This window comes from uncultured Winogradskyella sp. (assembly GCF_947501905.1).
In the GTDB taxonomy this organism is placed as follows: Bacteria; Bacteroidota; Bacteroidia; order Flavobacteriales; family Flavobacteriaceae; genus Winogradskyella.
Window position 1 is genome coordinate 541,091 of sequence record NZ_CANMXL010000004.1, and the last position, 16,469, is coordinate 557,559.

Here is a 16,469-nt window from a genome sequence, read left to right on the forward strand (position 1 = left end):
TTTAAACCAACAAGAAATATTAATTTTAAAGAATAAAACATTATGGCAAAATATGATGACGTTTCTTGGCATTATGGAGGAGATTTCCCAAAAGACTTGTCTAAAAAAAATGGTGCAACTCACACAGGAATGTTTATAAAGTGGTGCATAGATAATAATCTATTTTCGGAAGAACTTGAAGACGATGCAAAAGAAGAAATCAGACAACTAAAAGATAGAGAAATTACAGGAGCAGAATTTCTGATAAATGTTTGTGATGAAAAATTTACTGATAATGATTTAAATGAATTAGGAAATGAATTTGCACAAGATTATTATGAAGATGACACAACTTTTGGAGCGAAAAATGGTTGCTATGGAGAGAATTATTGCGATCTTTTTAATGAAAAAGCAGAAAAACAAGGATTCGAGTACGAAAGCATTTATCATATAGAAGATACATATAAGAACTATGACTTCTTAAAACCTATAATAGATAAGCGATTTGAAGAATGGAAAAAATATAAACGAAAATAAAAAACTACAGCCAACACGGTGTATAAGTAATAGCGGTTTAAGTGATAAAACAAAAGTATAAACATAAAACAAAGGTCAGTACAAAACTGAAAGTTTAGTAAATAGAAATCCGCTACTACTCATACACTAAACGTTGTGCGTCATTTGAGTGTGTGGACGAAACCTAAAAAATAGTGAAAGAATACAAAGATAAATTATTACAATTTAAAGAACATTTGTCAAAGTTGTCAAATCAGACAATAATTGATTTAAAAGGAATTCTTTCAGATGAAATTATTGAATATCAATTAAAGAGAACAAATTCAGACATAATTGTGTATCTGTTTGAGTATGGATATGAAATGCTTGATCTAACCTTTTACGGTTTAGACAAATATTTTCAACAATACACAGAACATATTTCATTGCCGACTAAATTCCCTAACAAAGATTCTGAATTCATCACTTCTGATGATATTTATCAATTTGAAAATAAAAAGGCGATAAAATCTTACAACAATGAATTAACTGAACATGAAAAAGATTTAATTAACGCTTACCATACAGAAAAAACAAAAATCTTTGAAAGTTGGTTTTCAAATTGTTGGAAAAAAGCATCGATAGGAATAGAACTAACAAAAGATGCTTATTTCTCAATTCACGATACGAATTGTAGAATAGATTTATCAACTATGAAAGAGATTAGTCATACTGAAATTATAAAGAAACTTGGACTTGAAGAATAAAAAACGAACGCACAACAATGTATAACCGCAATTACGGCGGATTCGACTACCCTTCGACTGCGCTCAGGGCAGGCTCAAGCGAATCCATTCGGAATTGCTAACGTCTGTGCCAAACCGAAAATCATTAACTTTAATCCCGTAACTGACGGTTATACGTAACCGTTAGCCACAATAAAAGCAAGCTTTAAAGAATGAATTGGAGTAATTATTTAATCGAAGAAAAATATCCAAGTGCATATCCTCATTTAGGGGTTATAGAGGGAACTATTGATTGTCCTTTTGACATTTCTGAACTACCAAAGAATGCAGAAATAATATCAATGAGCACGCCTTTGAAAAAGTTTAAATTAAAATATACGAATTATGATTCTCTAATTGGTAATGAAAAAATCGAAGCAATATCTATAAATGACATAAATGAAGAAAGGTTAAATACTTTTTCAACTTTACCAAATTTGCAATATTTAGGGATTTCAAATTGTAAACAGGAAATGCTACCAAATTTGTCCTCTTTAAAGTCTTTGAAAGTTTTACTCCTTTCAGGTATTAAAAAAAGTAAGGACATTTCTTTTATCAGCGATTTAAAAAAAATAGAGACACTTTATATCTATGGATTCAATAATCTTTATGACTTATCTCCTTTAGAGAAGATGAAAAGTCTAAAAGAATTATGGTTAGACCACGGAAAAATGAGTGGAACAGGAAAGGCAGTTAGAAATATGGATTCTCTGTCCAAATTAAAAGAGTTAGAATATTTGAATTTCATATTAAATGTTGAGAACAAGAATTATGATATTTCTCCTTTATTAGAATTGAATAATCTAAAACATCTAAGAATCTTACCAAGATTTTTAAAAAATGGACAAAATAAAATTATTGAGAAAAAGCTTCCTAGTGTAAATATCATTTAACAAAAATACTGTGGCTAACACGGTGTATAAGTAATAGCGGTTTAAGTGATAAAACGAACGACAAAACATAAAACAGAGGTCAGTGCTAAACTGAAAAGTTAATGAGTAGAAATCCGCTACTACTCATACACTAGGCGTTGGCTGTAATTAGAATGAAACTCAAAAAGAGACATATCGGATTAGGGACTTTAGGACTATTGTTAGTCTTATGCTTTTCAACAGAACTCTTTTCTAACCTTTGGGGACTTTTAACTGGAAACGGATACATTATCCCAAATCAAAGCTCAATCTTTAGTTTCAAGGTTTCTAAAATGAATGAAGGTAGGGGAGATTATTGGTTATATGGTCAAGACCAAAACAATTATTACACGACTTTAGAAAGAGACCATATCGAACCTTACGCATATATATCAAAAGATGAAGCCGAATCAATTTTGAGTTTTGATAAAACGAATTACAACACTTGGTGGAATCCCCAAATCCCTTGTAATGATATATTGAGTACTTATGCTAAAAAACCAATTGGATTGGAATTTATAAAATGTGAAAGACCTAAAAACAGCCAAACTATAGCAAGAGCTACATATCGAGTAAGTGGTAAAGAGTCTGAGGAAGTAGAACGTTTCTTAATTGAGAACTACAGAATGGGAAAATTAAAATGGGTATGTTGTGGATGGGAAACAACCGGGAAACAGGGAGGGTTTGAACACTCTGAATTCAAGAAAATTGACCCATATTGTTCAGCAACGATAGATATGTATGCATCAGGTGAAGTTGAAAGTGAACCGACTGGAATAAAATTAGAGTTTGATAGAAGTAAAATTGATTATTTTACCGTGGTCGTGGAATTAGTAATAGTTTAGAAAATAACTACCGCCAACACGGTGTATAAGTAATAGCGGCTTAAGTGATAAAATGATAAATGAGCATAAAACAAAGGTCAGTGAAAAACCGAAAGGTTTGTGAGTAAAAATCCGCTACTATTCTTATACGTTACCGTTACCACCAATAAAAACAAACCGCATTGGCAAAGTATATTTAATTCTTTTGTAGAATAAAACTATAAATATTATGAAAATATTTTTTCTAAAATATCGTAGCAAAGAATGAAAATGATATGCTACTTTATAATAACACTAATACTCTTTAGTTGTAAAAATTCTGAAAAGCAAAATAAACCGTCAGGGCAAATTGATGAAGTCGAATTTAAAGTAGATTCAATACTTAATGCACAAAATTTTAACAAAACAACTCAATATGAGGCAATAAGTCTAGTTTATAACGGAAAACCTCTTGTAAGTCTAGGACAAAAAATAGAACAATTAGACCCAACACTCTCTTTTAGAGACGACCCAAATGGAGATTTTTGGAATAAAACCTATTTAATAAAAGACCATTTAAGTATGGATAAAAATTTATCAATGTCATTAAGCAAAGGCTCCATAAATGGAATACTTTTTTTTTCATCCGACCAAATAGACCATCAAATATTTAATATTAGTGGGGGTTGGACCATTGAAGCAGAAGTTACCAAGGAGAATGAAAGTGAGGTAGTTAACGAAATAACCAAACTGTTTCCCTGTTTGAAAAACAATCTAGAACTTAGAGAAGATTGGGAATATATAAATAAAAAAGAAAAGTATATAGAATACTTTATTATAAACTCGTCAAAAGAGAATAATGGTGTTTTCTGGACAATGAATTACGATGTGAAAATTAAGAAAAGAAGCAGTAATGGAGGAACTATTAAATAACCTAAAAGATTTTTTTACAAAATTCCCAGAATATGTTTACCTTATAGTCGGTATTGTCTTTTTGGTACTATTTATTGGAGTTTTAAAAAATAAAAATTGGGCTATTGACCCAAATAGCGGGAATCAAAGAATGTTTTACAACACTTTTGGACATAAGAGTTTTAGAGTTGTTATCGGAATTGTTTACTTATTAGGTACAATTGCTGGTTTTAGTGGATTCATTTTATACCTCTAAAATTATGAAAACGATAAAAACTTTAGACTTTCAATTAAATTGGGACAAAGCAGGAAAAGAAATTGTAGATTATTGTTACCAAGTTAGATTAAAATCAACTCATATTTCCAACTATATTGAGCGTACTTGCTTAAGAGAATTAAAAATTAAATCAGAAGAATATAGTGGAATCATTATAACATTAATGCACGGTTATGATGATGCAAAATGGTCAAATTATGATAACCCATTTATCTCAGCCACTAAATGTGTTAGCATATATATTCGTTTAAATAAAGAAAAGTATGATGCGATAAAAACTGACAATGACTTTAGAGAATTTATACGTCAGACTATGACATATGCCTTTGAAAAAATTGAAGTAAAATACCCTATTCCTTCAAAAGAAATATTAGCATCTTATAATGATTTTAAAGAGAAAAACTTCATAAACAAATGGCTTTCAAAAAAGAAAACAGACCGAAAAAGAAAGCTATTAGTCGAAGCATATTGTGAATTAACAACAACTAAATTTATTCTCACCTTAAAAGTATTTCAAGGTAAAAAAGAAATTTATAATAATGATATTTTTGAATCAGATTCAAATGTCTATTCTTATGGATATTCTCTAAAAAAGATTACAATTGAACAGGACAGAATTTTAGTTTTAGGTGCAAGAGATAAAGTTACATTTTCACTACCCTTAAAAGACATTCTATTAGATTAAATAAAACTAACTGAATAAGTGGCAGTTGCTAACAATGTATAAAAATAATAGCGGTATAATCGCTAAAACGAAAGTGAAATATATAAATCTAACAATAGTAATAAACGGAAAAGTAAGTGCATAAAAATCCGCTACTATTCTTATACGTTACCGTAGACAGAAACATTCTTTTTATTTTTAGCTACCGCAAGAAGTATAAACATAGTTTGTAATGCTTTTTAAAATCAATAGCTCTTTTACTCGTCTTAATTCAATATTTGACTACCAACTTTTAGCGAGTTCAAACCTCAATCTCGCTACAATAACAAACCAGCATTTAAAAGTGCTGGTTTTTGTATTTAATGACTCTAACGTTTCCTACTCCTATCCGTATTACAGCTTCGACATGCAGTCAAATAGGTAACGGACAGCTCATAAACACCATTGGTGCGACCAATTTGAGTCGTATTAAAATCATAAGAGAGTCCAAATCTAAATCGTTCATACTCCAAACCAATAAAACCATTGATGGACGTTAATAAGTGTGAATCTTCACCATTTTTTGCTGGATTTGTAGCAGCGGTAACACCCAACAAAAACTGGTTTACTTGAAATAGAGAGCCTATATCTAATCTATTAAACTCCCCTTGTTGCATATAGTTAGCCGTCATCATGATGCTATAATCATTTAAAAAAGGAAAACGATAATTACCATGTAATGAATAAAAGATATCGAGAGCCAAATTATCGCCTTGAACAAAAGAAATATTAGGTCTATTAAGATGTTTTATAGAAACTCCAAACCAATATGTGACTCCATTAATTTCTTCTTTTTCAAAAACAAAGCCTGTCGAAAAATCAACAAAAATTACATTATCATTATTTAAAGCTAAAGGATCTACTGTAGTTGGATTAATCGTTCCTGCATTGATATTTATTTGGTCACCAAGCGTTAAGTTACTAAACTGAAAATCTTTAAATCCAAAACCTACATCTACTGCTGGTCTAAAAATCCATCCACCTCTTAAATTAACGCGATGCGCATAATTAACATTAATTTGATTTTGGCTATAGTTGGTAAAGGATTCATGCTGTCGCAATGCCGTAATCCCTAACCCAAAACCTAAACTAGGTCCATAATCAAATGATTTATTCCAAAAGAAAAACTGAGAATTAATTTTTAAATTAAGATTTGGCCATTGTGTTCGATGTAAAATACCCAGATGTGTGCGCCCATTATCTTCAAATCCTGAAAATGCTGGATTTATAGTTTCTTGAACAAAAGTAGATTGTGTAAAAATTGGGTCTTGCGCTCTAGCTTTTAAAGTAATTACTAAACAAAAAATTATAAGAGTGTAATACTTCATTAATCAGAATTATTTAATAAAAACTAAAGCACCTTGCTTTTTAATTTCTTTACCATAAAATGTCATGCCTGAAAATGTATAATAATAGTTACCATTTTCTGCGATTTCATCTTTCACTTTACCATCCCAACCTTGAATAGATTCGCCTTTTTCAGAGAAAACAACACTTCCCCATGTATCATAAATTCGTAATTCAAGATTATTTAAGCCACGCTGTTCTGGTCTAAAAAAGTCATTTAGACTGTCTTCATTTGGTGTAAAGGCATCTGGCACAATTAATTCATAACCCTTTTCTACTATTAGCGTAACCACTGAGGTATAAACACATCCAAAAGGATACGTCACTGTCTGAGTAACAACATAATTGCCAACTGCAGAATAAATATGTGTCGGATTTTCTTCAGTCGAAAAACTTCCATCTCCAAAGTCCCACAAAATACTTTCAAAATCTCCTGTAGCTTCATTAGTAAATTGAATAGGGTCTTCGATAGAGAAAATTCCAAAATTTAAAAACGCAAATGAGGAAACAGAAAAATCGACATCGCCACCAAACTCTATAGTTTCAACATCAAATGTAATTTCAAAATCACATCCTTGACCGTCTACAACACTCAAAACAACTAAACCGGTAAGGTCTGTTGTCATAAATTCGTTATTAGGCCCTGTAACTGTACCACTAGACCAACTGTATGTAAATGGAGGTACTCCACCTGAAGCTACAGCTTCAAAAGACTGATTAACAACACCTGTATCGCAATCAGGTTCAGAATTAGTAATCACTTCTAATTGTAAAGGGTCAAATCTATCAACTGTCCAACTTGCTTCAACCTCACAGTCATTAGCATCAATTACTGTAACGGAATATGTATCTGGACCAATATCATCTAGGTTTTCCGTAACTTCCCCATTAGACCATAAAAAAGTATATGGCGCAGAGCCACCTTGTACTATAAGATTTATTGCTCCACTATTGGCATTATCACAATCCAAAGCATTAGTCACATTAGCTGATAGTAGTAAAGGTGGGATATCGAAAATTGTGAAACTCTCTTGAATAATACAGGTCGTAGCATCTGTAATTGTTACCGTATAAGTTCCTGGACCTAAATTATTTCGTTCTGTTCCGTCTGGAGAACCATCACTCCATACTAAATTTACTGGGTCTACTCCACCGATAAAATTAAGATTAATACTTGCATCATTTGCTCCCGAACAAGACATTTGTGTTACTACAGGGTTAACATCAAACACAGGTACATCATCTATGACTATAGGGAAATCGCGTTGACAGTTCTCAGCATCAGTGATAGTTATTGTATAGGTTCCTGGAGATAAATCTGTCTGTTGCATTCCTGTGCCTAGGTTGCTCCAGGCTATATTGTGAGGTGCTACTCCTCCAGTAATATTATTAATTACAATTGAGCCGTCATTATCTCCAAAACACTCCACTTGTGTTACTGTGACAACAATATCAATTTGTGAATTTTGAATAATTTCAACCTGAAGTGTATCAACACAATTAGAAGCGTCGGTTACTGTTAAATCATATATACCAAATTCAAGACCTGAAATATTTTGATTAGTACTTGTATATCCATTTGGTCCAACCCAAGAATACGAATAGTTTGCCCTTCCGCCACTTATTAAAACTGAAATAGCACCTGTAGATTCACCAAAACACAGCACATTAGTTTGAACATCTAAGACCACATCTAATTCTTGCGGCTCAATGATACTGAAATCTCGGGTTATTGGTCCACAACTATTACCATCTGTAACTGAAACAGAATAATTTCCTGGACCTAAATTGGATAAATCTTCATCTGTAGAAAATACTGCTCCATTTAATGTCCAAGAGAATGTATAAGGTAAGGTTCCACCACCTATATCAATACCTATCTGTCCATCATTTGCATTAAAACATGATATGGTATCTGGGTCAAAATCTATTGAAGTAAAAACTAATTCACCAGGTTCAGCAATAGTAAAGGATTGAGTAAAAGGACAACCTCCGTCATCTTGTATATCTACAATATATTGACCAGGTTCCAAATTACTAATATCTTCATCTGTACTAGTAAATCCATTTGGTCCTGACCATGTAATATTGTATGCATTACCAGTTCCAAATGGAACACCTCCAGAAATAGTAATATCTATTGAGCCAGAATTAGAATTGAAACAAAGGCTATTAGTTACTTGATCTAAAATTGAAATTGAAGGATTAACTGTAACCTCGATTTCAAAAGATGCCCCTTGGCAAATTCCTGATATAGGTGTTACAGTGTACATCACAATTGCTGGGTTAGAACTTGTGTTTACCAAAACTTGAGAGACATTTGTTACTGGGGTTGTTTGTGCTGAAGTTCCAGTGACAACTCCGGCTGGGGTAACTGTTGGTAATGTCCACGTATATTGAGTATTTGCAGGTACTATATCTCCATTTATAATATCTGGAACAAACTGAAAAGCATTATCACTACAAATTAATAATACAGTATCTGAAATCTGTGGGGTTTGGTTTACAATAATTTCAGCAGTATTAGATATAATCTCAGGACATCCACCTGTTGTAAAAGTTAGAATCGCATAATAGTATGTAGTCCCTACATTGCTTACATCGGGGCTATATGTAGGCATATTTGCTCCAGGAATAGCAGTTCCACTTGTAGTATCATCAATTGTATTCTCATACCATTGATAAGTTGGTATTCCAGAACCATTAGTAAATGACACTTCTAAAGCTGGTGTAGTATCGCCAAGACATATTTCGTTTGAAATAGGTTGTAAATCGAATTGAGCACCACTATTAACCTCCAATTCAGAAACATCGCTTATCACTTCACAACCTGAAACATCTTGAGTAACAACGGCATAATAATAAAATGTGCCTACCGTATTTGTAGGTGGTGTGAATAATGGCTGATTCTCACCTGCTATAAGCGCACCTCCAGTATTACTATTCACTGTATTTACATACCATTGGTAACTAATATTACCTAACCCACCAGATATTTGTACTTCAAGATTTTGTGGAGGCGTATTAAGACATAAACTTTGAGAAGTTATTGGTTGTATTGTTATGACTGGGTCATCAACAACAACAATTTCAGATACACTACTTAATAAGGCTGCACAACCACTAGCGCTATAGGCTACTTCAACATAATAATAGAATGTCCCAATAATATTAAAAACTGGTGGTGTATACGTTGGCAAATTGGCACCAGGAATTAGAGTTCCTCCAGTATTGGAATTTGTTGTATTTGTAAACCATTGATATGTTGCTGTGCCAGAACCTCCAGAAACTTGTATCTCGAGTTCATCTGCTGTACCTCCCAAACATATAGATTGACTATTTTGTGGTTCGGTATCAATTTGGGCAGAATCAGTAATCTCAATCTCTGCGGTATCAGAAACTAGATTACCGCAACCACCTGTTGTGAAAGTAATTACAACATAATAATAAATTGAACCCAATGTATTTGTTGGTGGCGAAAAAGTAGCTGATGTTTCTCCCGGTATTGCAGTACCCGAAGTATTATCATCAATAGTATTTTCAAACCATTGGTAAGCTGGCGTCCCACTTCCTTGTAGGGTTACTGAAATGTCATTAGCAACTCCATTCAAGCAAATTTGTTCTGATAACGGTTGGTTTGTAATTGTGGGTGCAGGTTGTACTATAATTTCGAAATCAACAGGTGTGCCAGTACATCCATTAACTTCAGGAGTTACGGTATAAACAAGTGTTATATCTGATGTAGTAGAATTTACTAATGTTTGTATGGGTATTGTGTCTGTTGTCCCAGAGTCAATAAAACCAGACAGTCCTCCTGGATTATTTGAAGTCCAAGTATATGTTGTATTAGGAGTATCAGAAGTCAATATTATTTCATTAGAATCTGTTCCAGAACATATAGTTTGAGTTAAACTAGTGTTTGTTATAGTTGGTATTTGACTTATTGAAAAATCTTCTGTGACTGAAGTTGTACCACAAGAATTTGTAACACTAAAGGTTATGATATAATTTCCCACAGCACTATAGTCAATAGCTCCTGGACTTAATTGATTTGAAGTCGCTGGCGTACCTCCTGGAAAAGACCAACTGTAAGTCACTACTTCGCTAGCTGGTGCACAATCATCAACGGTAGCCACAGGAGTAATAGAAACTGGTCCACAGGCATCATCAACTGCATCTAAAGTAGCATTAGGAGGTTGCTTAACCTGTATAGTTTGATTTGTAATGTTATCTCCACAAGAATTAGTGACAGTCAATTGTATATCGTATTGACCTGCAGAATTAAATTGAAACGAAGGATTTACTGAATTCTCATCAGTTCCATTTGTAAACAACCATGATTCTGCAGTGCCACAAAATTCAGGTGTATATGTAACTTCCCATAGATAGGTTTCTGCTCCACAAAATTGAGAAACATTTGTCGTATTTGTAGCATTAACATCAAAGGGCACACATCCTTCTATATTGTCTAAAGCAAATGCTGCTGTTGGCTCGGCTTCTATACAAATTGTTTGTGTAATTGGTGGAGAAACACCACAAAAATTCTCTTCTGTAAGCGTTACTGTATATGTACCTGGTGTGGTATAAGTATGTGAGGGACTTTCATCTGTAGACGTATTACCATCACCAAAATCCCAAGAATGCGCAGTATTTTCAGAACAATTAGGACCAAATCCCCCTTCTGTTGTATTTGTAAATTGTACTGGTGTATTGACACACCCAGGGCTATCAAATTCAAAATCTGGTGTTGGCTGACTCAATATAATTATAGGACCAGCGGTTAAATTAGATTCGCCACAAGATGTCATTATATTTAAAGCCACAGTGTAACTTGGCTCTGGGCAATTAGACTCAGTGTAAGTATGAGGAATAGGGAAATTCTGAGAAGATGCTGGATCCGCAGCATCATAAAAAACAGAACTTTCCATATCGGCTTGATTGATGACTACTTCAGTCCCATCCCCATAATCTATTGTATATACCGTATCTGGTGGATTTGTACCCCATGAACCAATTGTAAATTGCAAATTAGTATTTGGTATACACAAGTTTACTGTATTCCCTGGTGTTTCTATAGCTCCAGTAGGATTGCTTGAATTTCTAATAATAATGGTTTCATTAGATACACAACCATTATTTCCTATTCCAGTAATAACAGCATTAAAAGAACCTAATTGTGTATATGTATGGGTAGCCGGAAAAGTAATTCCTGTTGCTGATGAACCATCTCCCCAATCTACATTATAAGAAGAAATACAAGAAGCTGAAGCAGATGTATTTCCAACATTTATTGTATAATTCGGATCAGTAGCATTATTTCCACAATTGTCAAAAGGTATTCCAAAGCCGGCATCTAAATCTTCAAAGCTTATGTCTGGCCTTTCTTCTATTGTTATTAGTTCTGAAACAGTCGTAGAGCAGTTATTACTATCAGTAACAGTAAGAGATGCGCTAAAAACTCTAGTTCCACAACCTTCAGCGTCATATATATGTGATGTGTTTTGAAGTGTGGATGATGCACCATCTCCAAAGTTCCAATTAAATGTAAACGGGCCACTACCAGTTATTGTAGGTGTAAAACTCACTGGCAAACCAGAGCATTGATTGTTATTAAAAGTAAAACTAACTGATGGTGGGTCAACTATAGTAATTGTTGCAGAACCTGATGCAAATTCTGAGTCTCCATTGTTATCCGATACAGAAACTAATTCATACACAAAACTACCTGTAGTACTTGTATTAACGGGAATTGAAATACTATCATCAGTACCAGCTGTAGATATGGTCTGATTTGCTCCTCCATTTATGGTATATGTAAAGGTATATGGAGCTACACCTGCTGAACCAGTAAAAGTAATTTCTGGCTCTGGAGAATCGTTTAAACAAGCTGTCGTAGTTCCTGTTAAAATAGCATCTGGAGGTAAACTGGAACTTAATGCAACATTTTTTACGCTGTCATTATTACCAAGCTGAAAATTTTTGATTTGAGCTTTATCAATACCTAAAGCCAATATGATGCAAACATTGAGACTAATTAATAAGAGTATTTTCTCATTAAAAAATGATTTTATATAACTCTTTTGAATTCGCATTATACTTTTATTATTCAAATTCTATAGAAATTCTTAATTCGCTATTTTTCATAAAAACTACATCATGAAATCCAAATACACTATAGTAATCAATTATAATTGTTGAAATTACAGTAAAATTCTTTCATTCACAAACAATTGATTTTCAGTGTATATAAATAAAATATTTGCACTTAATCTAATTTTTTTGCTTTTTATCGATGTTTTTTAAGTTTTTATTATATATTTGTGGCGATTCATTTTAAACCCAAATCTAATGAAAAGAATTACCCTCGCTATTCTATGGGCATTTTTTGCCTTAGCACAAACCGCCAACTCTCAAACGCATAAGCGTGTTAAAATTAATGCTAACAGTCATGAAGCTATTCATAAACTAGCAGACTTAGGTATAGATTTAAGGTGTGGTGCTACACAAAGTAGTAATGCATTTACAATAGATATAGTAAACTCAGATTTAGCAGTTTTAAGAAACAATAACATTTCATATCAAATCTTAATTGATGATTTAAATCAGTTCTATAGAGATAATTCTAGTAAAGACTTACTTAAAGCTCAACAAGAGTTCCAAAGAGAGAGAACAAAAACCATGGCTTTTCATCAAAATTTAACTCAAAGATCTTCAGTAGCTCTTAACACTTCTGACAATTACTTACAATACATTGGTTCTGAGGAAGAGGACTGGAATGTACCACTTAATTATCCAGATGTAACATCTGTATTAGAAGTTCCTATGGGAGGCTCTTTAACAATATCACAAGTTCTCACTGAACTTGATGAAATGAGGGCTTATTCTCAGAGCAAAGGATTAAATATTGTCTCAGTTAAACAGGATGCTTCTTCTTCAAATCAAAAAACTTGGGGTAATCCTCTGACTACTATTCCTAATCCTCTTTACGATAATATGGTACCGGAAGACGCCTTGAGTAATCCACAAGACTATGTAGGTTTTGGTACTGTAGCACAACGTTTTGATCCGCAAACCATTTATTATATAAGAATTACTGGTAACGAATCGTCTACCTCTGAAGGTACAAAACCTCAAATTCTTTACACATCTATGATTCATTCACGAGAGTTGGGGTCTTTAATGGGTAATATTTACTTTATGTGGTACCTTATTGAGAATTATGACTGTAATCCAGCTGTAAAAGAATTAGTAGATAATAATGAATTGTACTTCATTCCTGTCGTAAATCCAGACGGACTAAGGTGGAATGAACTCATAGAACCTAATGGGGGTGGATTACAGCGTAAAAATTTGAGACCAAACACTAACTCATCATCTACGGATAACAGAGGTGTTGACTTAAATAGAAATTTTGCTTATTTCTGGGGAACTGCTGGTTCTGGATCATCTGGATCACCTACTAGTTCCGGATATAGAGGTCCTGCTGCATTTTCTGAGCCAGAAACACAAATTATAAAAGATTTTGTTGAATCTAGAAATTTTAAGACTGCTGTATGGCAACATACCTTTGCTAATTCAATTCCACATCCTTATGGTGGTAATCCTACAAATGTTTCTGGCAGAGAAGATGAAATGCAAAAGTGGCATGAAGATATGACCAGATACAATAGATATGTTTCTGGTGCAACTATTTTCCCTCCTGCAAACGGAATTGCTGACGACTGGATGGTAGGTGGAAATTTAGATACAACTAACAATACTATAGGAGCTACTGCAATGGGTGATGGTTCAACTCTATTAGGGATTTTAGCTACCACGCCAGAAAATGGTTCTAGTAGTGAAGCTAGTGTTAGTGGTTTTTGGCCTACACGAGCAAATATCATTCCCATAGCAAAACGCATGGTACGTATAAATTTAATGAATGCTTATTATGGTGGACGTTATGCAAAGTTTCATGACTTAACACCTTCAAATATTTTAAGTGGACAACCTGCATCTAACCTAACAACTGATTTAACTTTTGGTATAGAACGCGTTGGGCAAACCGATGGAAATTTCACCTTAACAATCACGCCAATACAAAACATACAAAGTGTTGAACCTCCAATAGCTATTAACAGTTTAAATATATTAGAACAAACAGAAGTAACAAATGAAATAGTTTTAACTTCAGGAATACAACCCAATGACCGCATTATATATAGAGTACAATTAACCAATAGCACAGGAGCTATATTTTATGATGCAACTTATGAGAAAGTATATCAACCTAATGTATTATTTCAAGATAATCCTGATAATGATCAATTAACAAATTGGACAACTTCTGGGACTTGGACAGCTGCAACAGCGGCTGGAGCAGCATATTCGGGCACTAGAGGTATCAAAGTTGGAGGAAACAACAATAATGCATATCCTAATAGTTCTACTAGAACTATCACTACTGCCAACACTTATAATTTTAGTTCTAATCCCGATTACCTAATTCAGTTCTTTGCTAAATGGGATATAGAACGAAATTATGATTTTGTAGAAATACTTGCTTCTATAAATGGTGGCACCTATCAACCTTTAGAAGGTAAATACACAAAACCTGCTGCCACATTAGCTACAAATGACCACACAAATAATAGTGGTGCACCTCAAGATAGTAATAGTAGTGGGGTTATATATGATGGTGATTTATACGATAATTGGAAAATGGAAGAGATTGTTATCGATTCTCAAACTAATTCTTTCTTATTAGGTGCTTCTAACGTTAGAATACGTTTTAGGTTTGTTAGTGATAATGATAATGTGCTAGAAAACTACTCTTCTACTCCAAGTGGTTTCTATTTTGATGATTTTAGAATTATTGGGTTAGATGTACCTTGTGATACAACTTTAGAACCAAATAATGTTGAAGTTAGCAATATAAGCTTTACAACCGCTGATGTATCTTGGACAAATATTTCTGGTGCATCTTACGATTTAAGATATAGAGAAATTGGAACTTCTACATGGACTGAAATCACTAACATCAGTGGTTTCACACAAGCTTTATCAGGTTTAAATAGTAATACAGAATACGAAGTACAAGTAGCTACAAGATGTAGCAGTTCTGTTTCAGCTTTTTCAGAATCTGTAAAGTTTATCACACCGAACCTATGTACTAATACAATATCTCTTAGTTCAAATTATAGTGAAAGTTTTGAAACTGCTTTGTCAACTTTCACGGGAGACTGGACACAAAACACAGATGATGATTTAGATTGGACAAATAACTCCGGTGGAACAGGATCTAATGGTACTGGTCCTAATGGAGCTAATGATGGTTCTCGCTATCTTTATACTGAAGCTTCAGCACCAGGGAATATAACTCCAGTAAGGGATGCTATCTTAACCTCTCCGTGTTTTGATTTAACAGGACGAGTTAATAGTCAATTTACCTTTGATTATCATATGTTTGGAGCTGCAGCTACCTATGGAAGTTTATCAATAGAAGTCAGTGATAATGGCGCACCATTCATAGCTATTCCAACGGGAGATACTAGTCAAGGTAATCCTTTAAATGGTACACAACAAACAAGTAATGGAGAAGCTTGGAGAACACAGTCTGTAGATTTATCTGATTATGATGGTAAAATAATACGTTTACGATTTGTTGCCATTACTGGTGGCTCTTTTAGTAATGACACATCAATAGATAACTTAAACCTTACATCTAATGCTGCTCCATCTGGCCCTACAGTTATCACTCAAAACATATCAGTAAATCTTGATGCCGCTGGCAATGCAACGATTGCAGAAGATGCAGTTAATAATGGTAGTACAGGAACTGGAACATTGACTTTTGATACAGACATTACCTCATTTACCTGTGCTAATATTGGAGCAAATACAGTAACATTAACAGTTACTGATGATAATGGATCTGATTCGGCTACAGCTACTGTAACTGTAGTTGATAATTTAGCACCTGTTCCAGATGCGATGAGTCTTCCTGATGCTACTGGTGAATGTGCAGCAATTATTGGTAGCGTACCAACTGCTACAGATAATTGTGGTGGATCCATTATAGGCACAACTTCAGATTTATTACTAAGTACTACACAAGGAACAACTACTGTAACTTGGACTTTTGATGATGGCAATGGAAATACTTCTACACAAACACAAAATATTGTGGTCGACGATACTTCGGCACCTAATACGCCTACACTTTCTGCGGTAACTGTGGATTGTAACGGCTCTCTATCAGCGCCAACTACTACAGAT

General features: G+C 33.7%; 10 protein-coding genes. 8 read left to right on the forward strand and 2 right to left on the reverse strand.

Going from position 1 to position 16,469, the window contains the following annotated elements; all coding sequences use genetic code 11:
- Positions 1–42: 42 nt before the first annotated feature.
- The 7 genes from Q0770_RS12395 to Q0770_RS12425 all read left to right on the forward strand — a co-directional run bounded on the left by Q0770_RS12395 (position 43) and on the right by Q0770_RS12425 (position 4,847).
- Complete coding sequence (locus Q0770_RS12395; protein WP_299117427.1) at positions 43–516, forward strand: hypothetical protein; 474 nt, start codon at positions 43–45, stop codon at positions 514–516.
- A 173-nt stretch (positions 517–689) separates the two neighbouring features.
- Positions 690–1,241: a hypothetical protein gene (locus tag Q0770_RS12400; RefSeq protein ID WP_299117430.1), complete on the forward strand. Its 552-nt coding sequence runs from the start codon at positions 690–692 to the stop codon at positions 1,239–1,241.
- A 191-nt stretch (positions 1,242–1,432) separates the two neighbouring features.
- Positions 1,433–2,152, forward strand: coding sequence for a leucine-rich repeat domain-containing protein (locus tag Q0770_RS12405; protein WP_299117433.1), 720 nt, complete (start codon positions 1,433–1,435; stop codon positions 2,150–2,152).
- Between the two features lie 152 nt (positions 2,153–2,304).
- Positions 2,305–3,015, forward strand: a complete 711-nt coding sequence (locus Q0770_RS12410) for a DUF4952 domain-containing protein (RefSeq protein ID WP_299117416.1) — start codon at positions 2,305–2,307, stop codon at positions 3,013–3,015.
- Between the two features lie 243 nt (positions 3,016–3,258).
- Positions 3,259–3,906, forward strand: coding sequence for a hypothetical protein (locus Q0770_RS12415; RefSeq protein WP_299117436.1), 648 nt, complete (start codon positions 3,259–3,261; stop codon positions 3,904–3,906).
- Complete coding sequence (locus Q0770_RS12420; protein WP_299117439.1) at positions 3,887–4,141, forward strand: Imm17 family immunity protein; 255 nt, start codon at positions 3,887–3,889, stop codon at positions 4,139–4,141. Before Q0770_RS12415 ends, Q0770_RS12420 begins: the two co-directional genes overlap by 20 nt.
- Positions 4,142–4,145: 4 nt before the next feature.
- Positions 4,146–4,847 (forward strand): hypothetical protein, encoded by a 702-nt coding sequence (locus Q0770_RS12425; RefSeq protein ID WP_299117442.1) that lies wholly within the window; start codon positions 4,146–4,148, stop codon positions 4,845–4,847.
- Between the two features lie 347 nt (positions 4,848–5,194).
- Here Q0770_RS12425 and Q0770_RS12430 read toward each other — a convergent pair whose 3' ends face one another.
- Positions 5,195–6,193: a PorP/SprF family type IX secretion system membrane protein gene (locus tag Q0770_RS12430; RefSeq protein WP_299117445.1), complete on the reverse strand. Its 999-nt coding sequence runs from the start codon at positions 6,191–6,193 to the stop codon at positions 5,195–5,197.
- A 9-nt stretch (positions 6,194–6,202) separates the two neighbouring features.
- Complete coding sequence (locus Q0770_RS12435) at positions 6,203–12,304, reverse strand: PKD domain-containing protein (protein WP_299117448.1); 6,102 nt, start codon at positions 12,302–12,304, stop codon at positions 6,203–6,205.
- 256 nt (positions 12,305–12,560) lie between these two features.
- Between Q0770_RS12435 and Q0770_RS12440 the strand changes: the two genes are divergently transcribed.
- A partial coding sequence (locus Q0770_RS12440) for a M14 family zinc carboxypeptidase (RefSeq protein ID WP_299117451.1) occupies positions 12,561–16,469 on the forward strand: 3,909 nt, incomplete at its 3' end.